Here is a 25,048-nt window from a genome sequence, read left to right as displayed (position 1 = left end):
CGCTACCCGTCTCACTACGGCTGTAGTAAAGTCGACGGAGTACTACAGGTGTAGTCAACGAGGACTCCTGGAGGAGCCATGGCGCAGTCGAGGCGGGCCGTCGTGATCGGCGGCGGAATTGGAGGTCTGACCGCGGCGGCCGCGCTGCACCGGCGCGGCTGGCGTGTCACCGTGCTGGAGCGCGCCCGCTCGCTTGAGCCGGTCGGCGCCGCCATCTCCCTCGCTCCCAACTCCCTGCGCGCGCTGGACGTCATCGGCCTCGGCGACGAGATCCGCGGCCTCGCCGCCTGGGCAGGAGACGGCGGGCTGCGCACACCGTCCGGGCGGTGGCTCTCGCGCTCCTCCGCCGACGCCGCCGCCGAGCGCTTCGGCGGCCCGCTCGTGCTGCTGCACCGCGCCACCCTCGTCGAGCGCCTGGCCGCACTGCTCCCCCGGGGCGCCGTCCGTACGGCCGCCGCCGCGACCCTGGCAGACAGTGGCGACACCGGCCGGCCGGCCCGGGTCGTCACCGCGGACGGCGAGCTGGAGGCCGACCTGGTGGTGGGCGCCGACGGAGTCCGGTCGGCCGTACGCCGGGCGCTCTTTCCCGGCCACCCGGGCACGGTGTACTCGGGGTTCACCACCTGGCGGGTCGTGATCCCCGTCCCCGGTGCCGAGTTCGCCTCGCACGAGACCTGGGGGAGGGGCCGTATCTGGGGCACGCACCCGCTCAAGGACGGCCGCGTCTACGCCTACGCCGCCGCCGTGACACCCGCCGGCGGACACGCGCCCGACGACGAGAAGGCGGAACTGCTCCGCCGCTTCGGCGACTGGCACCACCCGATCCCCGCCGTGCTCGCCGCCGCCCGTCCCGGCGACGTCCTGCGCCACGACGTCCACCACATCGCCGAGCCCCTGCCCGCCTACCATCGCGGCCGGACCGCCCTCGTCGGCGACGCGGCGCACGCCATGCCCCCGACCCTCGGCCAGGGCGGCAATCAGGCCATCGAGGACGCGGTCGTCCTCGCCCACCACTGCGACGACCTCCCCGCCTACACCGCCGCCCGGCTGCCCCGTACGACCGCCGTCGCACGGAAGGCCGTGAAGGTCGCCCGGCTCAACCTCATGACCGGCCGCGCCGGGATCGCCGTACGCGACACGGCCGTGGCCGCGCTCTCGAAGGCCGGTCCCGCCCTGTTCCTGCGCGGCTTCGACGGCATCGCCGACTGGCGGCCGCCTGGGGGCACCGCCCGCTCGAGCGAAGCCGAGAGTGGGGGAAGCCGTATGCTCCGAGCAGACCCCGGAAGGCAACCGTTGGAGGAGCACCCGTGAAGGTCGGCTGCATCGGACTCGGCGACATCGCGCAGAAGGCCTACCTCCCGGTCCTCGCCTTCCAGCCAGGGATCGAACTGCACCTGCAGACCCGTACGCCCGCCACGCTCGACCGGGTCGCCGACGGCCTCCACGTCCCGCGGGAGCGGCGGCACACCACCCTCGACTCCCTCCTGGACCAAGGCCTCGACGCCGCCTTCGTGCACGCGCCCACGCTCGTCCACCCGGAGATCGTGACGCGGCTGCTGGAAGCGGGCGTACCGACGTACGTCGACAAGCCGCTGGCCTACGAACTCGACGACTCCGCACGGCTGGTGGCGCTCGCCGAGGAGCGCGACGTGAGCCTCGCCGTCGGGTTCAACCGGCGCTACGCCCCTGGCTACGCGCAGTGCGCCGACCATCCGCGCGAGCTGATCCTGATGCAGAAGAACCGCATCGGGCTGCCGGAGGAGCCGCGCACGATGATCCTCGACGACTTCATCCACGTCGTCGACACCCTGCGGTTCCTGGCGCCCGGCGCCGTCGACGACGTGACCGTGCGCGCCCGCGTCCGGGACGGCCTGCTGCACCACCTGGTGCTCCAGCTCGCCGGGGACGGCTTCACCGCGCTGGGTGTGATGAACCGGCTCAGCGGTTCGGCCGAGGAGATCCTCGAGGTCTCCGGACAGGACACCAAGCGGCAGGTGGTCAACCTCGCCGAGGTGGTCGACCACAAGGGGCAGCCGACCGTGCGGCGGCGCGGGGACTGGGTGCCGGTGGCCCGGCAGCGCGGGATCGAGCAGGCGGTGCTGGCGTTCCTGGACGCGGTCCGTGCGGGGAAGGTGCTCAGCGCCCGGGACGCGCTGGAGACCCATGAGCTGTGTGAGCGGGTCGTACGCGCGGTTCAGGAGCGGACCGCCTGAGCCGCAGGGTCCGTACGCCCTCGCCGGCGGCCCAGGCGGCGAGGATCAGCAGAGCCGCGTGCACCGTCCAGTCGCCGAAGCGGACGTACGGCGTCGTGCCGTGGGCGAGGGGGACCTCGTAGACCTGCGCGGCGGACGCGTCCGTCCCGAGCCACGGCCCGATCCGCTGTCCGCTCGGGCCGTAGACGGCCGAGACGCCCGTCAGGGTCGCGTGGACCATCGGACGGCCGGTCTCGGCGGCCCGCAGCGCGGCAAGTGAGGCATGCTGCTCGGGTGCCCAGCTCTGCTGGAAGGTGGACGTCGACGACTGGCCGACCAGCACGTCGGTGCCTTCCCGGGTGAGGTGGCGGGTCATGTCGGGGAAGGCGGTCTCGAAGCACACCATCGGGCCGACGCGCAGTCCGTTCCCCACGTTCATCACGACCGGCTGGGAGCCGCGCCTGCGGTCCTCGCCCGCCGCCTTGCCGACGGAGGTGGCCCAGCCGAGCAGGGAGCGGGCCGGGACGTACTCGCCGAACGGCACGAGCCGCATCTTGTCGTAGCGCTCGCCGGTCAGGCCGTCCGGGCCGACCAGGATCGAGCTCTTGTAGATCCCGGGCTTGTCGGAGCGCCGGGCGTCCACGTTGACCAGGATGCCGGCGTCCGTCGCGCGGGACAGTGCCGCCAGGCGCCGGGCGAGGTCGGGCCGGTCCCCGAGGTCGAAGCCGACGCTGCTCTCGCCCCAGACGATGAGGTCGAGGTCCTGGCCGGCGAGCCGGCGGGTGAGCTGTTCCTCCCGGTCGAAGCGGTGGTCCGCGCTCTTGCCGCCGTCGATGACGCCCGGCTGGACCACGGCGATCCTGACCTCGCCGTCGATGTCCGGGCGGGGCGAGAAGGCCCAGACCGCCGAGGTGGCGGCGGCCGTGGCGACGAGAGAGGCCACGGCGGGCACACGGGCCCGGCGGACCGCCACCAGGACGGCGACGGCGACGTTGACGGCGACGATCAGGAAGCTCAGCAGCCATACGCCGCCGACCGAGGCGAGCCGCAGCGCGGGTTCCACCTGCCACTGGCTGGAGCCGAGCATGCCCCAGGGCCCGCCGAGGCCCTGCCAGGAGCGGATCAGCTCGATGACCAGCCAGCCGGACGGCAGGACGAGGAGCGCGGCCGCGATTCGCCGCCCTGAGGGCGCGCCTGCCAGCAGCCGGTGCGCGAGTCGGCCCCACAGGGCCCACAGGGCGCCGAGCAGCGCGGCGATGACGAACGTGAAGACGTGCAGGAAGGGCAGCAGCCAGTGGTGCATCGCCAGCATGAAGCCGAAGCCGCCGCACCAGCCGTCGTACGTCGCCCGCTTGCCGGTGGGCGCGGTGCGCAGCAGCAGGAGCCAGGGGACGAGGGCGACCCAGGCGCACCACCAGAGGGACGGGGCGGGGTAGGCGAGTACGGGAAGGGCGCCCGCGATCACGGCGGCGGCCGAGCGCCGCCACGGGGAGGCGAGCCAGTCGCCGAGCGTCTTCATAGGCGCCTCCTACCCCGCGGGTGCCTCCAGTGTGCGCCCTGCGGACGATCTAGGACAGCGGACGCCGGGTCAGTTGATCACAGGTGTCTTCTGCCGCTCGGGAAGGCGCCGCCACTTCTCCTGGACGGCCACCGCGCTCAGCCGCCAGCCGTCGTCCGTGCGCAGCAGCGCGAAGGCGTACCGGCCGCCGCACACGAAGTCGGGTGCGGGGCCCGCGGTGGCCATGGGGTTGACGTAGTCGGCCTGGACCTGGGCCGTGTCGCCGGTGTCCTGTTCCCAGATCCCGAAGCGCACCCGCCGGTTGACGATCAGATGCTGCCGCACGGTGAACAGCCGCATGCTCTCGGCGAGCCAGGCGGCGACCGTGGTGGCCTCCCCCTCGATGCCGCCGGCCGAGCGGTAGTCCGCCCGCCCCTCTGGGGCGAACAGGCCCCGGTATGCCTCCCAGTCGCCGTCGTCGACCGCCACCGCGTAGTCGGTGATCAGTTCGTCGACGGCCAGCCGGTCCCTCACGGTAGCGAGCTCCACGCGCTGCGTCATCGGCTCAGTGTTGGGCATGGAGGGTGTGGAGCCAAGAGGTGTGACGGAAAGGGGCAGTTGAGTACCCGAGGCCAGGGGCGATCAGGCCGCTTCGACGACCTCGCCGCGGATCGCGGCCGCCCACTCGACGACCAGGAACTCGTACTCGGCGCGCTCCTCGGCGGACAGCTTGCCGCCCGTGCGCCGCCAGAGCGCACGGATCTCCTCGTTGACCTCGGCGGCGGACCGCACGGAACCAGGGGTCGAGAAATCGGGGGACATGCGGGCAAGCCTAGGGGCACCCACTGACAGTCCGCTACCGGACGGCTACGGGATCCCTATGCGGTTGGTCACGAGACGCGGCTCACAGGCCGCCGGATCAGCCCGCCGACTCGGCCGCGTGCGGGCTCAGCGCGCCCATCGACACCAGGACGATGATGAGGATGCCGAGGGCGATGCGGTAGTAGACGAACGGCATGAAGCTCTTGGTCGTGATGAACTTCATGAACCACGCGATCACCGCGTATCCGACCACGAAGGCGACGATCGTCGCGAAGATCGTCGGCCCCCACGAGACATGGCCGCCCTCCGTCGCGTCCTTGAGCTCGAACACGCCGGAGGCGAGTACGGCGGGGATGGCGAGCAGGAAGGAGTAGCGGGCCGCGGCCTCGCGCGTGTAGCCCATGAACAGGCCGCCGCTGATGGTGGCGCCGGAGCGGGAGACGCCCGGGATCAGGGCCATGGCCTGGCAGGCGCCGTAGATCAGTCCGTCCCGGACGCCCAGGTCCTCCAGGGCCTTGCGCTGCTTGGGCGCGCGGTGGCGGCCGCTCTTCTCGTCCCGGGCGGCGAGCCGGTCGGCGACGCCCAGGACGATGCCCATGCCGATCAGCATCGTCGCGGTGATCCGCAGATCGCGGAACGGACCCTCGATCTGATCCTTGAGCGTCACGCCGAGCACGCCGATCGGGATCGAGCCGACGATGACGAGCCAGCCCATCCGGGCGTCGGGGTCACTGCGCAGCGCCTTGTCGGTGAGCGAGCGCGTCCACGCGGACAGGATCCGCCCGATGTCCTTGCGGAAGTAGATCAGCACGGCGGCTTCCGTGCCGATCTGGGTGATCGCCGTGAAGGCCGCGCCCGGGTCCTCCCAGCCCGAGAAGGCCGCCGTCAGCCGCAGATGCGCGCTGGAGGAGACGGGGAGGAACTCGGTCAGCCCCTGGACGAGTCCGAGGATGAGTGATTCGAACCAAGACATGAGGTAGCGGAGTCCAAGTGCCGGTGTGGGACGGACGACGGGCGCACCGGGCCGCCGTATGAGATGACGGTGCGATCAGGTGTGCCGAGGGGGAAGCGTAGCGTCCCCGGATGACCCCTGGGACACAGGGGTTTGGAAGGCGGTCCGCGGAGGGGCCGGATCAGGCCGCCGTCGGTCCGGTCACCGTCCAGCCGGGCGCCTGGGGGCGGGCCGTGAGGTCCTCGTGGCGCACCTCGTCCCCGCAGGCCCGGCAGGTGACGGCCGGGGCGAGTGCCCGGCCGCAGGAGTGCTCGAGGAGCATCGGACGGTCGCCGTCCGCCCGTAGGTGGCGGTCGCCCCACGCCATGAGGGTCATCAGCACGGGCTCCAGCTCCAGTCCCGCCTGGGTGGGCCGGTACTCGAAGCGCTGCGGACGCTCGCTGTAGGGCTGCTTGGTCAGGATCCCGGCGTCGACGAGCCGGCGCAGCCGAGTGGCGAGGATGTCGCGCGGGGCGCCGATGTTGCGCACCAGCTGATCGAAACGGCCGTTGCCGAGGCACACCTCCCGCAGTACGAGCAGGGAGTACTTCTCGCCCACGAGCGCGAGGGTGTCGGCGATGGAGCAGGGGCGCGGGTCTTTGCTGGCGGCCATGAAGCTCAGTCTAGGAGAGGGTTGGATTTTCCAACCCACCGGGCTACGGTGAGTTCGGATTTCCTACTCACTGGTAGTCCCGGGTAGTCCGGGGTAGTCATGGAGGCCCGCACCATGCGTGACGCAGTCATCGTCGAAGCCGTACGCACCCCGATCGGCAAGGGCAAGGAGAGCGGCGCCCTCGCGCACGTCCACCCCGTGGAACTGCTCGCCCACACCCTGCGCACCCTCGTCGAAAGGTCAGGCGTCGACCCGGCGCTGATCGACGACGTCATCGGCGGCACCGTCGACCAGGTCGGCGAGCAGGCCATGAACACCACCCGCTACGCCGTCCTCTCGGCGGGCTTCCCGGAGTCGGTGCCCGCGACCACCGTGGACCGCCAGTGCGGCTCCTCGCAGCAGGCCGTGCACTTCGCGGCGCAGGGCGTGCTCTCGGGCGCGTACGACCTCGTCGTGGCCTGCGGGGTCGAGTCGATGAGCCGGGTGCCGATGTGGTCCAACGTGCCCGCGGGCAAGGATCCCTTCGGACCGGGCGTGGCCGAGCGCTACCCCGAGGGACTCGTCCCGCAGGGCGTCAGCGCCGAGCTGATTGCCGCCAAGTGGTCGATCGGCCGCGAGCGGATGGACGCCTTCGCGGTCTCCTCCCACCGGAAGGCCGCCGCGGCCTGGGAGGACGGGCTCTTCGACGCCGAGACCGCGCCGCTGGAGGGCGTCACACGCGACGAGTGCGTACGGCCCGGCAGCACCACCGAGATCCTCGCCGGGCTCAAGCCCGCCTACTACGACCCCGGTTTCGCCGAACGCTTCCCGCAGATCGAGTGGAACGTCACGGCCGGCAACGCGAGCCCGGTCAACGACGGCGCCTCGGCGGTGCTCATCACGTCGAGCGAGACGGCCGCCCGGCTCGGTCTGCGCCCGCTGGCCCGGCTGCACAGCTTCGCCGTCACCGGCTCCGACCCGCTGCTGATGCTGACCGGCGTCGTACCGGCGACCGAGAAGGTGCTGCGCAGGGCGTCGCTGGCCCTCGACGACATCGACCTGTTCGAGGTCAACGAGGCGTTCTCCAGTGTCGTCCTGGCCTGGCAGCAGGAGACCGGCGCCGACCTCGGCCGGGTCAACGTGCACGGCGGCGCCATCGCGCTCGGTCATCCCCTCGGCGCGAGCGGGACCCGGCTGACGACGACGCTCGTGCACGCGATGCGGGAACGGGGCGCCAGGTACGGGCTCCAGACGATGTGCGAGGCGGGCGGGCTCGCCAACGCCATGGTGCTGGAACGGGTGTGACCTGACCAGGATCGCGCCCCGGTCAGGTGTAACGGTTCGTCAGAGGCGGCGCAGCTGGTGCCGCTTGCGCCACGCCACCACCACGCCCACCAGAGCGGGCACTGCGATGCACGCCAGGGCGATCAGGAAGGCGGGGGACGTCGGCGTGGAGGCGCGGGCCCCGGCGACGACGTAGGCGGCGGTGTTCGGGATCGAGCCGAGGCCCGTCGCCAGCAGGAACGGCAGCAGACCCATACGGGAGAAGGAGGCGCAGTAGTTCGCGGCCCAGAACGGCACACCGGGGAACAGCCGCACCGCCAGCATCGAGCGGAAGCCGTGCCGGCTGAGCTGGCCGTCCGCGGCCTTCAGCCAGCGCCCCCGCAGCAACGGCCGCAGGGCGTCCTGGCCCAGCGCCCGGCCCAGGCAGAAGGCGATGCCGGCACCGAGCACCGTGCCCGCCAGAGCCGTGCCGGTGCCCAGCTGGGAACCGAACAGCGCACCCGCCGCGAGGTTCAGCAGCGGCCTCGGCACGAACGCCACGGTGCACACGCCGTACGCCACCGCGAACACCACCGCCGCCGCGGCTCCGCCGAGCTGTGGTGGCCAGCCCTCCGTGAGCAGCCGCTGCGGTTCGAACAGCAGCACCGCGCACGCGCCTCCGGCGAGCAGGGCGACGAGCAGGGACAGCCGCGACCACGGGGAGAGCAGCACTCTCGTGCAGCGAGCGGCGAAACGGGTCGTTGTGACGGGCGAGGCGGTCGTTGCCGGGGAAGCGGCGACGGCGAGCTCCGCGGTGCTGGCCCGGGGAGAGGCCGTGGCGGTGCCCCCAGAGCGGGTGGTGGCATCGAGCATCCGGCGACACTAACCGACATATGTGTGTGATCGCCGTATGGTTCGTCTCACCAGCGTCACAGGCAGTTGAACGCTGTCTTGCGTGCGGCCCCCCGAAAACCATTCGACGTGCGGTAAAGCGTCGGCAAGGATCGACGTCATGTTCCGGCAGGCCTTCACCCTCGCAGCATCCGTGGTCACGGATGCCCCGAAGGCTGCCGTCGTAGCTCTCACAGCCGTTGCAGACGGCGCCCGAAGCTGACCCTCTCCGGTTCGTCCGGTCGGACCCCGCAAGGGGAGGGTCGGGCAGGTCCTCGGGGTCCCACTTCATGACTAGACGCTTCGAGGTACAGCCATGTCCAAGACGGCCTACGTCCGTACGAAACCGCATCTCAACATCGGCACGATGGGTCATGTCGACCACGGCAAGACCACCCTGACCGCCGCCATCACCAAGGTCCTCGCCGACCGCGGCAGCGGCGCGTTCGTGCCGTTCGACCGGATCGACCGGGCGCCCGAGGAGGCGGCGCGCGGCATCACCATCAACATCGCGCACGTGGAGTACGAGACCGACACACGGCACTACGCGCATGTCGACATGCCGGGCCATGCCGACTACGTCAAGAACATGGTCACCGGCGCCGCGCAGCTGGACGGGGCGATCCTCGTCGTCTCCGCGCTCGACGGGATCATGCCGCAGACCGCCGAACACGTACTGCTCGCCCGGCAGGTGGGCGTCGACCACATCGTCGTCGCCCTCAACAAGGCCGACGCGGGTGACGAGGAGCTGACCGACCTGGTCGAGCTCGAGGTACGCGACCTGCTCACCGCGCACGGCTACGGCGGTGACTCCGTACCCGTCGTACGGGTCTCGGGCCTGAAGGCGCTGGAGGGGGACCCGCGCTGGACGGCGTCCGTCGAGGCGCTGCTCGACGCGGTCGACACGTATGTGCCGATGCCGGAGCGGTATCTGGACGCGCCGTTCCTGCTGTCCGTGGAGAACGTGCTGACCATCACCGGGCGGGGGACCGTGGTGACCGGTGCGGTGGAGCGCGGCACGGTGCGGGTCGGGGACCGGGTCGAGGTGCTCGGGGCCTCTGTCGAGACGGTGGTCACGGGGCTTGAGACCTTCGGCAGGCCGATGGAGGAGGCGCAGGCCGGGGACAGCGTGGCGTTGCTGCTGCGGGGGGTGGCGCGGGATGTCGTCCGGCGGGGGCATGTGGTCGCCGCGCCGGGGAGTGTCGTGCCGAGTCGGCGCTTCACCGCGCGGGTGTACGTGCTGTCTGCGGGTGAGGGTGGGCGTACGACACCGGTGTCGACCGGGTACCGGCCGCAGTTCTACATCCGTACGGCGGATGTCGTGGGGGATGTCGACCTCGGTGGGGTCGGCGTGGCCCTGCCTGGTGACACGATTGTCATGACGGTGGAGTTGGGGCGGGAGGTGCCGTTGGAGGCGGGGCTCGGGTTTGCCATTCGTGAGGGGGGCAGGACGGTCGGGGCGGGGACCGTGACCGTGGTGGGTTGAGGTTGGTGGGGGACTGCGGGCCGGCTGTGGCTGGTCGCGCAGTTCCCCGCGCCCCTGAAGGGGCGCCGCAGCCCGGGCACAATGAGAGGGTGAACGAGTCCATCCCGGTAGTCCTCGATGTCGATCACGGCACCGCCAAGCTCATGCCCGATGTCGACCGGGAAAGGGCCTGGTTGCTGACCGTCGACGGGGCGCCTCAGTCGTACGTCGATCTGGATGATCCGACGCATCTGGAGTTCGAGTACACGCGGCGGCTCGGGCATGTGCTGGACGTCGTGGCGGAGCCGGGGCGGGTGCTGGACGTCGTGCATCTCGGGGGTGGGGCGCTCACACTGCCCCGGTATGTGGCCGCGACCCGGCCGGGATCACGGCAGGACGTCGTCGAGGCGGACCGGGCGCTGCTGGAGCTGGTGGCCGAGCAACTGCCGCTGCCGGAGGGCGCCCAGGTCGCGTCGCACGCGGCGGACGCGCGGGACTGGTTGGAGAAGGCACCGGCGGACTCGGCCGATGTGATCGTCGCCGATGTGTTCGGCGGTTCGCGGGTGCCGGCGCACCTCACGTCCGTTCCCTATGTCCGTGAGGCCGCGCGGGTGCTGCGGGACGGCGGGGTCTACCTCGCCAATCTCCCCGACGCGGCGCCGTTCGCCTTTCTGCGGTCCCAGCTCGCGACCCTGGCTACGGCCTTCGGGGAACTCGTGCTGATCGCCGAGCCGGGGGTGCGGCGGGGGCGGCGGTTCGGGAACGCGGTGCTCGTCGCGGGACAGCACGAGATCGACCTGACCGCCCTGGCGCGGCGCACGGCCGCCGACGCCTTTCCGGCCCGGGTCGAACACGGCGCTTCGCTGCGGCAGTTCATCGGGGACGCGGTGGCGGTGCGGGACGAGGACGCCGTGCCGTCACCCGAGCCCCCCGACGGGGCGTTCGGTATCGGCTGAGGCGCGCTCGACGCCGCCCTGGGCCACCTCGGTGGTCCGGCGCCGGAGGTTGCGTACATCCGGTACGCACAGCGCGCCCGCCGTGACCAGGACGACCAGACCCGCGCAGCCCCACAGTGCCGTCGTACGGCCGAACGCCTCCTCCGCCGGGCCCGCCCCGGCCGTGGCGAGCGGCGACAGCGCGACGGAGCCGAACCAGTCGTAGGCCGAGACGCGGGAGAGCTTGTCCTCGGGGATCTCCTGGTGCAGGGCCGTCATCCAGGAGACGCCGAACACCTCGACGGTCGCGCCCGCGACGAACATCACCACGAACAGGACCCCGATGGGGACCGGCACGGCGAGTGCGGCCGCCGGCAGGGCCAGGGGGAACACGCACAGGGTGCCCGCGAGGAGCAGGCGGCGGGGTTTCCAGCGGGTCATCAGCAGGGCGCCGGCGACCGTACCCGCCCCGAACGCCGCCAGGGCGAGGCCCCAGGGGCCCGCGCCGCCGAGGTGGTCGCGGGCGACGAGCGGGCCGTACACCGCTTCGGCGGCGGCGACCATGGCGTTGGCGATCGAGAACTGGAGGACGATCGCCCACAGCCACGGCCGGCCGGCGAACTCCCGCCAGCCCTCCCGCAGATCGGCGAGCATCCCCTCGCCCGGTGCCCGCGGCGCGATGTGGCCGACATCGAGGAAGGCGCGGAGCGCCCCGGCGAGGGCGAAGGCCGCGGCGTCCGCCGCGAGCACCCAGCCGGGCCCGATCGCGGCGACCATGGCCCCGCCGAGCGCGGCACCGCCCAGGGCCGCGCCCTGCATCGCCATCCGGAACACCGCGAACGCGCGGCCCGCCTGCTCACCGTCGACCGAGGACATCAGCATGCCCTCGGCGGCCGGGCCGAAGAAGGCCTGGCCGGTCCCGCCCAGGGCGGCGAGCAGCATCATCTGCCACAGCAGGGGATCCCCGGCCAGCACGAGGGCTGCGAAGGCGGCCTGCGAAAGGCAGTTCAGGGCGTTGGCCGCGACCATCACATGGTGCCGCGGCAGCCGGTCCGCGACGGCGCCGCCGATCAGCAGGAACAGCACCAGGGGGAGCGTCCGGGCCGCCGCCACCAGGCCGACGTCACCGCTGTCACCCCCCGTCGCGAGAACGGCGAACGCCGCCGCGACCAGGGCGCCGTGGCTGCCCAGATTGGTGACGACCGCGGCGGCGGTCAGCAGGGAGTAGTTGCGGCCCGCCCAGGCGGGGCGACGCTTGGTGGTCGGCACCCCGTGACTATCGCGGGGGCCCGGCCGCCCTGCCAAACGATTTGTCGCGGCCCCGGCCGGTCACGCCCCCTGGGGCCCGTCCTTGGTGAGCCGCACGGTGCCGAGGATCTTCTGGACGGTCGCCTCGGACAGTTCGCCCTTGACGCCCTTGGCGCCGTACAGGTTCCAGGTGACGAAGTCGCCCGCGCCGTTCTTGAAGGCGAAGGTGATCGCCTTGCCGTCGCTGTCGCACTTGCCGTTCTGCGGGGTGTTCTCCGAGTGCGCCGTGGCGACGCTGCCCTTGATGCCCGACTTGGTGGTGTACGGCTTGGGCTTGTTGATCTTCACGCTCTTCTTGTCCGGCTGGGTGTAGCCGCCGAAGATCCACCACGGCACGCGGGTCTCGGCCGCCTCGTCCGTGGTCTTCGCGCCGTCCTCACCGCGGGTGCCGACGGTGGCCAGGGCGGTCTCGTCCTCGCGGCCGTCCTTGTCGTCGTCGTCCGTGCACCACTTGGACTTCAGGTAGGCGGGGGCCGTGACGGTGGTGCGGTCCAGCTCACCGTCCTTCTTCTCCCACTCGAAGCCCACGCTCGTACCGGGAGTCTCGATCTCCCAGTCGGCGGGGACGTCGAACTGGGTGCCGAAGCGCGTGTTGACGACGACCTTCCAGCCGGGGATGGTCGCCTTCTCCTCCGCACCGCCGCGCGGGTTGCTCTCGGAAGCGGAGGCGCTCGGCTCCGTGGAGGCTTCCTTGGAAGCGGCCTTGGCCGGCTTCTTGTTCTTCCCGTCAGCGGTGTCGTCCTTGTCGCCGCCCAGCACCAGGAAGCCGGTGACGCCGGCCGCCACGACCACCGCCGTGGCCGCGACGATGGCGACCAGCTTCGTCCGGTTGCCGCCGCCACCGCCCTGCGGTGGCTGGGGCGCGCCGGCCGGCGCCGGGGCGCCCCACTGCGGCTGCTGCCCGTAGGCCGGCTGTTGCTGATAGCCCGGCTGCTGGTACGGATTCGGCTGCTGGTACCCCGGCTGCTGGTACGGGTTGTTCGCTTGCGGGTTCTGCTCGCCCCCGGGCGGCTGCTGTCCTGGCCACATGGGCAGTCACCCTAGCCGCGCTCCGGACACGATTCGGTCACCGCCTGTGGACGGTGACGTAGCAACGCGGGGACGATGCGCCGCGAACCGGGGTGCAGTGGACCGGTGCGGCGGTCGTCACACGCTCTTTCCAGCCGCCTCTACTCGTGAGTAACATGCGGGTATGAGCGCAGACCAGATGTCCATCGGCGAGATGCTCGCCGCCACGGTGCCCATGGCCCGGACCCTGAACCTCGAGTTCCTCGAGACCACGCCGGAGCGGGCCGTGGTGTCCCTGCCGGACCAGAGCGACTACCACAACCACGTGGGCGGGCCGCACGCCGGCGCGATGTTCACGCTCGGCGAGTCCGCGAGCGGGGCGATCGTGCTGGCCGCGTTCGGGGACCAGCTCTCGCGTGCCGTGCCGCTCGCCGTCAGCGCCGAGATCGCCTACAAGAAGCTGGCGATGGGCGCGGTCACGGCGACCGCGACCCTCGGCCGCCCGGCCACGGAGGTCGTCGCCGAACTGGACGCCGGCGGGCGCCCCGAGTTTCCGGTGGCCATCGCCATCCAGCGGGCCGACGGTGCCGTGACCGGTGAGATGACGGTCGTCTGGACGCTGCGCCCCAACGGCTGAGCGCGCTGTCGCGCGGCTGAGGCCCCGGCCGGCGGGTGAACCCCGGGCCGGGGCCCTCGCGTTGCCTCAGGCGGCGATGTGCCGCCGCGCGGGGGACGAGGGCTGCGCGCCGTCCAGCTCCGCGACGAACCCCTTGAGCCATGCCACGAACTCCGGCCCCAGGTCGGGCCGGTCGCAGGCCAGCCGCACCACCGTGCGCAGGTAGTCCGCCCTGTCGCCGGTGTCGTAGCGCAGGCCCTTGAAGACGACCCCGTGCACCGTGCCGCCCGCGGCCAGCTCCTGGAGGGCGTCGGTCAGCTGGATCTCCCCGCCCCGGCCCGGCGGGGTGCGCTCCAGGACGCCGAAGACGGCCGGGTCGAGGACGTAGCGCCCGATGACGGCGTAGCGGCTGGGCGCGTCCTGCCGGGCCGGCTTCTCGACCAGGCCGGTGACACGGACGACGTCCTCCTCGCCGGTCGGTTCGACGGCGGCGCAGCCGTAGAGGTGGATCTGCTCCGGCGGGACCTCCAGCAGGGCGACCACGCTGCCGAGGCGGCGGTCGCGGACGTCGAGCATCCGGCTGAGCAGCGTCTCGCGCGGGTCGATCAGGTCGTCGCCGAGGAGGACCGCGAAGGGCTGGTCGCCGACGTGCCTGCGGGCGCACAGGACGGCGTGGCCGAGGCCGAGCGGGTCGCCCTGCCGGATGTGGTGGATGCTCGCCAGCTGAGAGGGGTCGCGCACCGCGTCCAGCCGTACGGTGTCGCCCTTGGCGGCGAGGGCCTGCTCCAGTTCGAAGGCGTGGTCGAAGTGGTCCTCGATGGCCCGCTTGTGCCGGCCGGTGACCATCAGGACGTCGTCGAGGCCCGCCGCTGCCGCCTCCTCGACGACGTACTGGATGGCCGGCTTGTCGACGACCGGCAGCATCTCCTTGGGCGTCGCCTTCGTGGCGGGCAGGAAGCGGGTGCCGAGGCCGGCGGCCGGGACGACCGCCTTGCGGACGGCGCGGGGGGTCCGGGTGGGTGTGGCCGGGGCGGAAGGGTGGGGGGCGATCATGCGGCCCATGCTGACCCGCCGAGCTGAGAGCGCGCCTGGAGTCACGTGGGAGCGCGCTGTGGAGTTGGAGATTTCGTGTGCCAACCGCCTTTGCGTGCACACAACTTGAAGCTCTCCACGATGCGGTTTTCGAATGCCGGTGCGGATACCGCCGGTAACATATCTGAATTGCCGTCGTTTTGAACTCGGGTCATCCGAACTCCTTGTTACCTGTGAGTCGCATGTGCGAAAGTGAGCCGCCTCACACCCAAGTCCGCGGCTGACGCGGCAAAGGTATGCACCAAGCACGCACCTGCTTTCCGACGGACGCGCAATTCGCATGCCGTCCTGCGGCTGGAAGGAAATGGTTCAGTGCAATCCCCGTACCCCCCACGCCCGCCGTACCCGCCGCGACCCGGAGCGGGGCCCGCGGAGTCCGACCGCAATCTTCTCGCCCGGGTCGGCGAACCAGGTGAAGGCCCGCGCGCCGTCGCGCTGTTGCTCTCGCGGCACTGGCGGGCCGTCTACGAGTACGCCGTGATCTGTCTGGCGTCCTCGGCGGATTCGGCGTCCATGGCGGCCGCGGCCGCATTCCGCCGGGAACTCGCCGGGCCGGGCGGGGGTGCCCTGCGTCCGCGCCTGCTCGCGGCCGTGCGGGACACGGTGGGGGAGTGGGCCGCCGACGACGGCATTTCCGGCGTGCTGCCGGAACTCCGCAAACCCGTCGGTGCCCGCGGGCTGCGCGCCGCCCGGTCCATGACGCCCGAAAGGCGGCGACTCGCGGAACGCGCATTCCGGGCCCTTCCCGGGGCTTCCCAATGCCTGCTCTGGCACACGGAGGTCGAGGCCGAACCCATATCCGTACCGGCCGGTCTGCTGGGCGTGGACCCCCGTGTCGCGTCGGCCGCTCTGGAGCAGGCGCGCGAGCAATTCCGGGCGGGGTGCGTACGGGCGCACCGGGAACTCGCGCCGACTCAGGAATGCCGGTACTACAACCGCTTGCTGGACGTTCCGATGCGCCGCGGCGGGGCTCTGCTGCCCGATGTGCAACGGCATCTCATGGCCTGCCGCTACTGCCGTCACGCCGCCGAGCAACTCAGCCACTTCGAGGGCGGTCTGGAAGACCTGCTCGTCGAGACCGTGCTCGGCTGGGGTGCCCGCCGCTATCTCGCGTCGCGGCCGGGCCGCGACGAGGGCCCGAACGCCCTTCCCGCACACCCGGCCGGTGGCCGCCACCGCCTGCGGGCCCACGTCCTGCCGGCGGGCGGCCGCCTCGGGCCTTCGAGGAGACATACGAAAGCGCTGGCCGCCGCTGTCGGGCTGACCTCCCTTGTGCTGCTCGCGACGCTGCTCGCCGCGCGGGGCTGGTCGGAGGAGGGCGGTACCGCCGATCCTCAGGCCACCTGGGGCGCGGTCAGCGGCCACTCCGTCGACCCGGGGGGTGCGGGATCCCCGTCCACGGATTCGTCCCCGGCCGGCGCCCCGTCGGCCGCCTCCGCTGGCAACCCCGCCGAAGTGGCCCGTGGGCGGCTGCGCAACCTCGACGCCGGACTGTGCCTCGACGTCCGGGGCGGCCGGGTCCGGGCCGACGCCCGTATCGTGCTGACCGCCTGCTCCGACGGGTCTCCGCAGTGGTCGTACCAGGACGACGGCCTGCTGCGCAGCGCCGCCGACCCGACGCTCTGCCTCGGCTCCGACCTTGGAGAGGGATCGGTCGGCCTGACCGGGTGCCTCGTGCACGCCGGGGTGGTGCGCTACGACCTGACCGTGCGCGGCGAACTCCTGCCGCGCGGCGGCAAGGGACTGGCCGTCGTCCCCGGCAAGGGCCGGCATGTGATCGTCACTGGGCGCGACGGATCCGGGGCACAGCGCTGGGCCCTGGAACCGGCGGTCGCCCGCGAGGATGCGGGGGAGTCCCGGCAGAAGCGGCCCCAGGACTCCCCGGTCGTGCCGAGGGAGAAGCACCAGGAGAAGAAGGGGCCGTACGCAGATGCCCCCTCGGCCCACCCGCCCCGGTCTCCGAGGGCCACGTCCGAGCGGCAACTCCCGCCGGACCGCTACGAGCCACGGCTCGCCCAGGTGACCTGCTGCGACGAACCCGACCCGGGCCCGGCCCCCGACGACACGGCCGCCCCCGGCCCCGACGTACTGGGGAGAGCGACCACCGTCGTGGCAAGGACCGCGCTGACGCTGCATGCCGTGACGCTTCCGTAGAGCCGGGGGCATCGGCCCGCTCACCCGGCCGGGTGACCCCGGCGTCGGTTCTAGGGAAGAGGTTCACCCGACCTGACCGGGTGTCCGGCGGAAGGCGAAGGCGGGCCTGACGCATAGTGCGTTCATGACCGACACCGTCTCCCGGTTCCCCCGGCGGTCCGCCCTTCGTCTGCTCGGTGGAGCGGTCGCCGTGGTCGCGGCGGCCACCGGCGGCTTCGCCCCGGCTTCCCGTGCTCACGCGAGAGACGGACTCGGCCGGGGCGCGGGCGCCCGCGTCGAGGGGCTGCTCGCCCGGCTCACCCTCGACGAGAAGATCTCCCTGCTGCACGGCGCCACCGACCCGCGCCCGCTAGGCCAGGCGGGCTACGTCCCCGGAGTGGCACGGCTCGGCATCCCGCCGCTGCGTCTGGCCGACGGCCCCGCCGGTGTCCGCGTCACCCGGCATGCCACCGCCCTGCCCGCCCCCGTCCTGCTGGCCTCCGCCTTCGACCCCGACCTGGCCAGGCGCTACGGCCAGGTCATCGGACGGGAGGGCCGCGCCCTCGGCCAGGACGTGCTGCTGTCCCCGATGGTCAACCTCATCCGCACCCCGTACGCCGGCCGCAACTTCGAGACCTTCAGCGAGGACCCGCTGCTCTCCGCCCACCTGGTCGCCGCCGAGATCGAGGGCATCCAGGGCGAGGGGCTCATCGCGACCGTCAAGCACTTCGCGCTCAACAACCAGGAGCGCGACCGCACCTCCGTCGACGTACGCGTCGACGAACGGACCCTGCACGAGACCGAGCTGCGCGGCTTCGAAGCGGCCGTCGCGGCCGGCACCGGCGCGGTGATGGGCGCGTACAACAAGGTCAACGGCACCTTCGCCTGCGAGAACGAGGAGCTGCTCACCGGTGTCCTGCGCGAGCGCTGGGGCTTCACCGGCTGGGTCATGACCGACTGGTCCGCCGCGCACAGCACGCGCCGGTCGCTTCTGGCCGGCCTCGACATGGAGATGCCCGACGGCACCCACTTCGGCACGCCGCTCACCGCGGCCGTGCGGGACGGCGGCGTGCCCGAACGGTACGTCGACCGGGCCGTGCGCCGCGTCCTGACCGTCATGGACCGCTTCGGGCTGCTCGGCGGCACCGTCCCGCCCCGCCCGGACCGTGACGCCAAGGCCGGCGCGGCCGTCGCACGCGAGGTCGCCGAGGCGGGCGCCACCCTGCTCCGCAACGCACACGGCACCCTGCCCCTGACCGGCGGCGGGAGCGTGGCGGTGATCGGGCCGACCGGGGTCCGGCCCCTGGTCAGCGGCGGCGGCAGCGCCCACGTCGTGCCCGAGCACGCCGAGGGCCCCCTCGACGTCATCCGGTCGCGCGCCGCACGGGTGACCTACGCGCTCGGCGAGGACGCCTTCGGCAAGCCACTCCCGGCGAGTGCGCTCGACCCCGCCTTCGACACCGAGGCCCAGCGCGTCGACGCCGGCCGGACCTGGACGTACGACGGCACCCTCACGGTGACCGACGCGGAGGCCGGCGACGACTGGACGTTCGTCCTCCACTACTCCGGCACGCCCCCGCTCCGCCCTAAGGTCCTCCTCGACGGTGAGGAACTGTTCCCCCTGGTGCCCGGCTGGGACGAGTACTTCATGGGCGGCCTGCTCACCCACGCGGCCGACGGCCTGTCCGTGCGCCGCAGGACCCTGAAGCCGGCCGGGGGACCGCACCGGCTGTCCGTCACCGCACAGGGCGGAGACACCGGCCAGCTGTTCCGGCTGCGCCGCATCACCTCCGAGACCCGCGCCCAGGACGTCGCCGAGGCCGTACGGACCGCCCGCGCCGCCCGGGACGTCGTCCTGTTCGCCTACGAGGACGCCATCGAGGGCCAGGACCGTACGACCATCGCCCTCCCCGGCAACCAGGAACGGCTCATCGAGGCCGTGACGGCGGCCAACCCGCGCACCACCGTCGTCCTCAACACCTCCTCCGCCACGTCGATGCCGTGGCTGGAGCGCACCGGTGCCGTGCTCCAGATGTACTACCCGGGCCAGGAGGGCGCGGCCGCCACCGCCGCCGTCCTGTTCGGGGAGCGCGATCCCGGCGGCCGTCTCACCCAGAGCTTCCCCGCCGACGACGGCCACCACCCCGTCGCCGGGGATCCCCGCCGCTACCCCGGCGTGGACGGCACCGAGCGGTACACGGAGGGCGTCCACGTCGGCCACCGCTGGTACGACGCCGAGGACGTGGCGCCGCTGTTCCCCTTCGGCCACGGACTGTCGTACACGACCTTCGCCTACGAGGACCCGGACGCACGCTGGACGGCCGACGGCCTCGACGTCGCCTTCACCGTCCGCAACACCGGCCCGCGCGACGGCGTGGCCGTGCCGCAGGTGTACGCGGGACCGGCCCCGGACCTCCGGCTCGACCAGCCGGTACGCGTCCTGGCCGGGTACCGGCGGCTCTCCCTGCGGGCGGGCGAACAGCGGCGTGCCACCGTACGCGTCGAGCCGCGCACCCTGTCCTCCTGGGACCCGAAGGTCCACGACTGGGTGCTCGGCACCGGCCACCGCACCCTGTGGGTCGGGGCCTCGTCACGCGACCTGCGGCTGCGGACGAGCGTACGGGTGGGCGGCTGAAACCCGGCGGGTACCGAGCGGCCCGCACCGCATGGCCGACAGGCGCCTGGCATCGAACCGGAACAAACTGGTACTCCTCCTGAGGCCGCCCGCAGAACCCAGGGAGTCACTCATGCCCGAGGCCCCGCGCCAGGACACCAGGACCGCACCGACCGACGAGGAACTGCGCAGGCTGGACACCCACTGGCGGGCCGCCAACTACCTGGCGGCCGGTCAGATCTATCTGCTGGCGAACCCCCTGCTGACCGAGCCGCTGCGGCCCGAGCACATCAAGCCCCGGCTGCTGGGGCACTGGGGCACCTCACCCGGGCTCAACCTCGTGTACACCCATCTCAACCGGGTCATCAAGGCACACGACCTGGACGCCCTCTGCATCTGGGGGCCCGGCCACGGCGGCCCGTCGGTCCTCGCCAACTCCTGGCTGGAGGGCAGCTACACCGAGAAGTACCCGGACGCGACGCGGGACGCGCCGGGCATGGAGCTGCTGATGAGGCAGTTCTCGTTCCCCGGCGGCGTGCCCAGCCACGTCGCCCCGGAGGTCCCCGGCTCGATCCACGAGGGCGGCGAACTCGGCTACTCCCTCGCCCACGCCTACGGCGCCGCCCTCGACAACCCGGGCCTGCTGGTCGCCTGCGTGATCGGCGACGGCGAGGCGGAGACCGGCCCGCTCGCCGGCTCCTGGCACGCCAACAAGTTCCTCGACCCCGTCCACGACGGTGCCGTCCTGCCGATCCTCCACCTCAACGGCTACAAGATCGCCAACCCGACCGTGCTGTCCCGCCTCCCGCAGACGGAACTCCACGCCCTCCTGCGCGGCTACGGCCACGAGCCCATCCACGTCGCCGGCGACGACCCGGCCGCCGTCCACCGCGCGATGGCCGAGGCGATGGACACCGCGCTCGACCGGATCGCCGGCGCCCAGCGCGCCGCCCGCGAGGAGGGCGTGACCGAACGCCCGCGGTGGCCGGTGATCGTGCTGCGCACCCCGAAGGGCTGGACCGGCCCGGCCGAGGTGGACGGCGAACCGGTCGAGAACACCTGGCGCTCCCACCAGGTGCCGCTGGCCGGCGTCCGCGACAACCCGGAGCACCTGAGGCAGCTGGAGGCCTGGCTGCGCTCGTACCGGCCCGAGGAACTGTTCGACGCCGAGGGCCGCCCGGTCGCGGACGTCCTCGACTGCGTCCCCGAGGGCACCAGGCGGCTCGGCGCCACCCCGTACGCCAACGGCGGACTGCTGCTCCGCGACCTGCCGGTCCCGCCCCTGGACGACTTCGCCGTCCCGGTCGACAAACCGGGCACGACCACGCACGAGCCCACCCGGGTCCTGGGCGACCTCCTCGCCCAGGTCATGCGGGACACCGCCGACCGCCGCGACTTCCGCCTGGTCGGCCCGGACGAGACCGCCTCCAACCGGCTCCAGGCCGTCTTCGAGGCCAGCGGCAAGACCTGGCAGGCCGGGACGCTGCCCGTCGACGAGCACCTGGACCGGCACGGCCGGGTGATGGAGATCCTCTCCGAACACCTCTGCCAGGGCTGGCTGGAGGGCTATCTGCTCACCGGTCGGCACGGGCTGTTCTCCTGCTACGAGGCGTTCGTGCACATCGTCGACTCGATGGTCAACCAGCACATCAAGTGGCTGCGCACCTCCCGCCGACTGCCGTGGCGGGCCCCCATCGCCTCCCTCAACTATCTGCTGACCTCGCATGTGTGGCGGCAGGACCACAACGGCTTCTCCCACCAGGACCCCGGCTTCGTCGACCACATCCTCAACAAGAGCCCCGAGGTCGTCCGGGTCTACCTCCCGCCGGACGCCAACACCCTGCTGTCCGTCGCGGACCACGCCCTGCGCAGCCGTGACTACGTCAACGTCGTCGTGGCCGGCAAGCAGCCCTGCTTCGACTGGCTGTCGATGGACGAGGCCCGGGTGCACTGCGCCCGCGGCGCCGGCATCTGGGAGTGGGCGGGCACCGAGGACGGCCTCCGGGAACCCGACGTGGTGCTGGCCTGCGCCGGTGACGTCCCCACCCAGGAGGTCCTGGCCGCCGCGCACCTGCTCCGCCGGCACCTGCCCGACCTGGCGGTCCGCGTCGTCAACGTCGTGGACCTGGCCCGGCTGCTGCCGCAGGAGGAGCACCCGCACGGCATGAGCGACTTCGAGTACGACGGCCTGTTCACCACCGACAAGCCGGTGATCTTCGCCTACCACGGCTACCCCTGGCTGATCCACCGCCTCGCCTACCGCCGCGCCGGGCACCAGCACCTGCACGTGCGGGGCTACAAGGAGTCCGGCACCACGACCACGCCCTTCGACATGGTCGTCCGCAACGACCTCGACCGCTACCGCCTGGTGATGGACGTCATCGACCGCGTCCCGGGCCTCGCGGTGCGCGCCACGGCCGTACGCCAGCGGATGGCCGACGCCCGCACCCGCCACCACGACTGGATCCGCGAGCACGGTACCGACCTGCCCGAAGTCGCCGAGTGGACGTGGAACGCCTGAGCCGCGGAGCACGTCCTGCAACCCGGTAGGCTTCCCGTGCCCGCAGGGAAGCTCAGGGAAAGGAACCCGCGTTGCACGTCCAGGAGTGGCTCGAAACCGTACCCGCCGTCGCCGTCTACGCGCTGGTGGGAGTGGTCATCGGCCTGGAAAGCCTGGGCATCCCGCTGCCGGGCGAGATCATCCTGGTCTCCTCCGCGCTGCTCGCCTCCCAGCACGGTGACATCGACCCCGTCGTCCTCGGCGCCTGCGCCACGGCCGGCGCGATCATCGGCGACTCGATCGGCTACGCCATCGGCCGCAAGGGCGGCCGGCCCCTGCTGGCCTGGCTGGGCAAGAAGTTCCCCAGGCACTTCAGCGAGGGCCATATCGCCACCGCCGAGCGCTCCTTCGAGAAGTGGGGCATGTGGGCCGTCTTCTTCGGCCGCTTCGTCGCCCTCCTCCGTATCTTCGCGGGCCCCCTCGCCGGCGTGCTCCGCATGCCCTACTGGAAGTTCCTGATCGCCAACGTCCTCGGCGGCATCGTCTGGGCCGGCGGCACGACGGCGGTCATCTACTACGTCGGCATCGTCGCCGAGTCCTGGCTGAAGCGCTTCTCGTGGCTGGGCCTGGTGGCGGCGGTCCTCGTCGGCGTCACGTCCATGCTGGTGATCAAGCGCAAGGCGAAGAAGGCAGGCCAGAACCGGGAAGCGGCGCAGCCGCAGGTTCTTTAGGGGCGCGGGGAACTGCGCGATCAGCCCCCACCGTGCCGCACCCGCCGGTCGACCTACGCGTGCACATCCCGATGCGCCTTGGCCAACTCGGCGTACATCGTGCCGTTGAGGGGCACCCCCTGCTTCTCCTCTTCCGTCAACGGTCGCTTGACCTTGGCCGGCACCCCGGCGACGAGGGAGCCGGGCGGCACGACCATCCCCTGCGGCACCAGCGCCTGCGCGGCGACAAGAGACCCGGCCCCGATCACGGCCCCGTTCAGCACGGTCGCCCCCATGCCGATCAGACAGTCGTCCTCGACGGTCGCCCCGTGCACCACGGCGTTGTGCCCGATGGACACCCGCTCACCCACCGTCACGGGAAACCCCGGGTCGGCGTGGAGCGTGCAGTTGTCCTGGACGTTGCTGCTGGCGCCGACCGAGATCGACTCGACGTCACCGCGCAGCACGGCCCCGTACCAGACACTCGCCCCCGCACCCAGCGTCACGCCCCCGATCACCGAAGCCGTCGGCGCCACGAACGCCTCCGGATCGACCCGCGGCTCCCTGCCGCCGATCCCCGTGATCATCGCCCGCTGTGTCATGTCCGCCTCCAGAAACGTCGTAGACAACGCGCAAACCGTACGACACCCGGTGGGGCGAAGATCACAGGCCTCCGACGCCGCGCGTTCAGCTACCGCTGAGTACCGTGACCCTCGTGCCGAAGCGCAAGAACACGTTCTCATCCTGGCGGCGGGGCCTCGCGCAGCGCGCCGTCCACGCGGGCTGGGCCTGGGCGCAGCGCACGGGCTCCGTCACGGCCGAGCACCCGGGGCGCCACCGCTTCGGAGCCATCGGAACAGGTACCAGACTCGCCTTCCCGCTCGGCACCGTCTTCGGCGAGCCCTGGATCCACCTCGGCTCCCACTGCATCATCGGCGAGCAGGTCACCCTCACGGCGGGCCTGATGCCCGACCTCGACCTCGGCCCCGACCCGATCCTGCGCCTCGGCGACGGCGTCGTCCTCGGCCGCGGCAGCCATGTCATCGCGGACACGACGGTCACCATCGGCAGCGACTGCTACTTCGGTCCGTACGTCTACGTCACGTCCACGAACCACTCCTACGACGACCCGCACGAGCCCATCGGCAGGCAGTGGCCGCGGATGGAGCCGGTGGAGATCGGGCCAGGCTGCTGGATCGGCACCGGCGCGGTGATCCTGCCGGGCGCCCGGATCGGGCGGAACGTGGTGGTGGCCGCGGGCGCGGTCGTCCGGGGCGCGGTGCCCGACCACGCCGTGGTGGCGGGCGCGCCGGCCCGTGTCGTACGGCGCTGGACCCCCGCCGACGGCTGGCAGCCGCCGCTGCGCACCCCGCCGCCGGTGCCGATACCGGAGGGCGTCACGCCCGAGCAGTTGCGCGCGCTCTCGGACCTGGACGAGGAGACGGCGGCCCGGCTGGCCGAGCTGGACGAGGGGGCGGCGGCCGATCTCGCGGAGCCGACGCCGGGGACCTGACCTCAGCCCGACGCCAGCAGGACCGTCCCCACCAGGGCAAGGCCCGCACCCGCGGCCTGGACCGCCCGCAGCCGTTCGCGCAGGAGGCCCCGCGCGGCCACGGCCGTCACCACCGGGTAGAGGGAGGCGAGTACGGCCGCGACGGTGACCGGGCCGTGCTGGGCGGCGATCGAGTAGGTGCCGTTCGCGGCGACGTCCGCGAGGCCGACGAAGGCGAGCGCGGGCAGCGAGGCCCAGGGGAAGCCGTCCGCGGGGAGGGCCGGTGAGCCGCGCCGCACCGACACCAGCAGCGCGATTCCTCCGGCGGTCACGTTCGTCACCCGCTGCACGAACAGCGCGAGGAAGAGTCCCGTGAGTGTGGTCGACGCCTCGGCGATCAGGGCCATCACCGCGCCGAAGCCGAACGCCGCGAGGAGGGTCAGGGCGATGGCCTGACGCTGGACCGGGGCGCCGCGGAACTGAGGTCCGCCGGCGAGACAGACACCGGCTACGGCGACCAGGATGCCGACGAACTGGAGCAGGCCGGGGCGCTCGCCCAGCAGCAGGCCGACGCCGACCGGCACGGCCACGCCGATCGAACCCAGCGGTGAGACCACGCCCATCGGGCCCAGCGCGAGCGCCTTGTAGAAGGCGAGCATCGCCACCGGCCCGACGAGTCCGGCCGCCACGGCGAACCACAGCCGCGGCCCCGCCTCGCTCCAGCCGCCGGTCGCCACCACGACCGCGCCGAGCACGATCACCGCGATCGACTGCGAGACCACGACCACCGTCAGCGCGGGCGTGCGCCGGGTCAGCAGCCCGCCGCCGAAGTCGGCCAGCCCCCACAGCAGGCTGGTGGCCAGGGCGAAGAGCGCTGTCATGGTGCGGAAGCCTCGCAGTACAGTTCAGTGAACGAGTTGGTCAAC

The 25,048-nt window shown here is 72.4% G+C and carries 22 protein-coding genes; 11 read left to right on the top strand and 11 right to left on the bottom strand.

Annotated elements, in window-relative coordinates; translation table 11 throughout:
- Nucleotides 1–78: 78 nt before the first annotated feature.
- Nucleotides 79–1,311: an FAD-dependent oxidoreductase gene (locus ACIBK5_RS38490; RefSeq protein WP_399027283.1), complete on the top strand. Its 1,233-nt coding sequence runs from the start codon at nucleotides 79–81 to the stop codon at nucleotides 1,309–1,311.
- On the top strand, nucleotides 1,308–2,213 hold the full coding sequence (locus ACIBK5_RS38485) for a Gfo/Idh/MocA family protein (RefSeq protein WP_399027281.1): 906 nt from the start codon (nucleotides 1,308–1,310) through the stop codon (nucleotides 2,211–2,213). Before ACIBK5_RS38490 ends, ACIBK5_RS38485 begins: the two co-directional genes overlap by 4 nt.
- Here the strand turns inward: ACIBK5_RS38485 and lnt are convergent.
- From lnt to ACIBK5_RS38460, 5 genes are all read right to left on the bottom strand, one after another.
- Nucleotides 2,137–3,711, bottom strand: coding sequence for an apolipoprotein N-acyltransferase (gene lnt / locus ACIBK5_RS38480; RefSeq protein ID WP_399027279.1), 1,575 nt, complete (start codon nucleotides 3,709–3,711; stop codon nucleotides 2,137–2,139). The genes ACIBK5_RS38485 and lnt overlap by 77 nt on opposite strands.
- A gap of 69 nt (nucleotides 3,712–3,780) precedes the next feature.
- Nucleotides 3,781–4,251: a nuclear transport factor 2 family protein gene (locus tag ACIBK5_RS38475; protein WP_399027277.1), complete on the bottom strand. Its 471-nt coding sequence runs from the start codon at nucleotides 4,249–4,251 to the stop codon at nucleotides 3,781–3,783.
- 81 nt (nucleotides 4,252–4,332) lie between these two features.
- Nucleotides 4,333–4,512 (bottom strand): hypothetical protein, encoded by a 180-nt coding sequence (locus ACIBK5_RS38470; RefSeq protein WP_184599516.1) that lies wholly within the window; start codon nucleotides 4,510–4,512, stop codon nucleotides 4,333–4,335.
- 97 nt (nucleotides 4,513–4,609) lie between these two features.
- The gene (locus ACIBK5_RS38465) at nucleotides 4,610–5,485 is read right to left on the bottom strand and encodes an undecaprenyl-diphosphate phosphatase (RefSeq protein WP_399027275.1); all 876 of its coding nucleotides are present in this window, start codon (nucleotides 5,483–5,485) and stop codon (nucleotides 4,610–4,612) included.
- A gap of 160 nt (nucleotides 5,486–5,645) precedes the next feature.
- Nucleotides 5,646–6,116: a winged helix-turn-helix transcriptional regulator gene (locus tag ACIBK5_RS38460; RefSeq protein ID WP_399027273.1), complete on the bottom strand. Its 471-nt coding sequence runs from the start codon at nucleotides 6,114–6,116 to the stop codon at nucleotides 5,646–5,648.
- Nucleotides 6,117–6,230: 114 nt separating this feature from the next.
- On the opposite strand from ACIBK5_RS38460, the gene ACIBK5_RS38455 reads away from it, so the two are divergent.
- On the top strand, nucleotides 6,231–7,400 hold the full coding sequence (locus tag ACIBK5_RS38455) for a thiolase family protein (RefSeq protein WP_399027271.1): 1,170 nt from the start codon (nucleotides 6,231–6,233) through the stop codon (nucleotides 7,398–7,400).
- A 39-nt stretch (nucleotides 7,401–7,439) separates the two neighbouring features.
- Here ACIBK5_RS38455 and ACIBK5_RS38450 read toward each other — a convergent pair whose 3' ends face one another.
- Nucleotides 7,440–8,231 carry a TVP38/TMEM64 family protein gene (locus ACIBK5_RS38450; RefSeq protein ID WP_399027270.1) on the bottom strand — a complete coding sequence of 264 codons (792 nt, stop codon included), beginning with the start codon at nucleotides 8,229–8,231 and terminating at the stop codon, nucleotides 7,440–7,442.
- A gap of 334 nt (nucleotides 8,232–8,565) precedes the next feature.
- Here ACIBK5_RS38450 and tuf point away from each other — a divergent pair, with 334 nt between their 5' ends.
- The gene (gene tuf / locus ACIBK5_RS38445) at nucleotides 8,566–9,735 is read left to right on the top strand and encodes an elongation factor Tu (protein ID WP_399027268.1); all 1,170 of its coding nucleotides are present in this window, start codon (nucleotides 8,566–8,568) and stop codon (nucleotides 9,733–9,735) included.
- 89 nt (nucleotides 9,736–9,824) lie between these two features.
- Complete coding sequence (locus ACIBK5_RS38440) at nucleotides 9,825–10,670, top strand: spermidine synthase (protein WP_399027266.1); 846 nt, start codon at nucleotides 9,825–9,827, stop codon at nucleotides 10,668–10,670.
- Here the strand turns inward: ACIBK5_RS38440 and ACIBK5_RS38435 are convergent.
- Nucleotides 10,632–11,918 (bottom strand): MFS transporter, encoded by a 1,287-nt coding sequence (locus ACIBK5_RS38435; protein ID WP_399027265.1) that lies wholly within the window; start codon nucleotides 11,916–11,918, stop codon nucleotides 10,632–10,634. The two genes, ACIBK5_RS38440 and ACIBK5_RS38435, sit on opposite strands and share 39 nt — an antisense overlap.
- A gap of 60 nt (nucleotides 11,919–11,978) precedes the next feature.
- Nucleotides 11,979–12,986, bottom strand: a complete 1,008-nt coding sequence (locus ACIBK5_RS38430; RefSeq protein ID WP_399027263.1) for a hypothetical protein — start codon at nucleotides 12,984–12,986, stop codon at nucleotides 11,979–11,981.
- Between the two features lie 163 nt (nucleotides 12,987–13,149).
- Between ACIBK5_RS38430 and ACIBK5_RS38425 the strand changes: the two genes are divergently transcribed.
- The gene (locus tag ACIBK5_RS38425) at nucleotides 13,150–13,602 is read left to right on the top strand and encodes a DUF4442 domain-containing protein (protein ID WP_399027261.1); all 453 of its coding nucleotides are present in this window, start codon (nucleotides 13,150–13,152) and stop codon (nucleotides 13,600–13,602) included.
- A gap of 66 nt (nucleotides 13,603–13,668) precedes the next feature.
- Here the strand turns inward: ACIBK5_RS38425 and galU are convergent, their stop codons facing one another.
- Entirely contained in the window at nucleotides 13,669–14,634 is a 966-nt protein-coding gene (gene galU / locus ACIBK5_RS38420; protein WP_399027259.1) for a UTP--glucose-1-phosphate uridylyltransferase GalU, read from the bottom strand.
- 351 nt (nucleotides 14,635–14,985) lie between these two features.
- Here galU and ACIBK5_RS38415 point away from each other — a divergent pair, with 351 nt between their 5' ends.
- From ACIBK5_RS38415 to ACIBK5_RS38400, 4 genes are all read left to right on the top strand, one after another.
- Nucleotides 14,986–16,827: a ricin-type beta-trefoil lectin domain protein gene (locus ACIBK5_RS38415; RefSeq protein ID WP_399027257.1), complete on the top strand. Its 1,842-nt coding sequence runs from the start codon at nucleotides 14,986–14,988 to the stop codon at nucleotides 16,825–16,827.
- A 124-nt stretch (nucleotides 16,828–16,951) separates the two neighbouring features.
- Entirely contained in the window at nucleotides 16,952–19,441 is a 2,490-nt protein-coding gene (locus ACIBK5_RS38410) for a beta-glucosidase (RefSeq protein ID WP_399027255.1), read from the top strand.
- Nucleotides 19,442–19,553: 112 nt separating this feature from the next.
- Nucleotides 19,554–21,941, top strand: coding sequence for a phosphoketolase (locus tag ACIBK5_RS38405; RefSeq protein WP_399027253.1), 2,388 nt, complete (start codon nucleotides 19,554–19,556; stop codon nucleotides 21,939–21,941).
- Between the two features lie 71 nt (nucleotides 21,942–22,012).
- Nucleotides 22,013–22,651, top strand: a complete 639-nt coding sequence (locus ACIBK5_RS38400; protein ID WP_399027251.1) for a DedA family protein — start codon at nucleotides 22,013–22,015, stop codon at nucleotides 22,649–22,651.
- A 53-nt stretch (nucleotides 22,652–22,704) separates the two neighbouring features.
- Here ACIBK5_RS38400 and ACIBK5_RS38395 read toward each other — a convergent pair whose 3' ends face one another.
- Nucleotides 22,705–23,232: a gamma carbonic anhydrase family protein gene (locus ACIBK5_RS38395; RefSeq protein ID WP_399027339.1), complete on the bottom strand. Its 528-nt coding sequence runs from the start codon at nucleotides 23,230–23,232 to the stop codon at nucleotides 22,705–22,707.
- 113 nt (nucleotides 23,233–23,345) lie between these two features.
- On the opposite strand from ACIBK5_RS38395, the gene ACIBK5_RS38390 reads away from it, so the two are divergent.
- Nucleotides 23,346–24,143, top strand: coding sequence for an acyltransferase (locus ACIBK5_RS38390; protein ID WP_399027249.1), 798 nt, complete (start codon nucleotides 23,346–23,348; stop codon nucleotides 24,141–24,143).
- A gap of 2 nt (nucleotides 24,144–24,145) precedes the next feature.
- Here the strand turns inward: ACIBK5_RS38390 and ACIBK5_RS38385 are convergent, their stop codons facing one another.
- Complete coding sequence (locus ACIBK5_RS38385) at nucleotides 24,146–25,003, bottom strand: DMT family transporter (protein WP_399027247.1); 858 nt, start codon at nucleotides 25,001–25,003, stop codon at nucleotides 24,146–24,148.
- Nucleotides 25,004–25,048: the final 45 nt, after the last annotated feature.

Origin of the sequence: Streptomyces sp. NPDC050546, from assembly GCF_044457425.1 — a bacterium.
Taxonomy (GTDB): Bacteria; Actinomycetota; Actinomycetes; order Streptomycetales; family Streptomycetaceae; genus Streptomyces.
The sequence above is the reverse complement of the archived record's forward strand: the minus strand, read 5'-3'. Positions and strand labels throughout refer to the sequence as shown.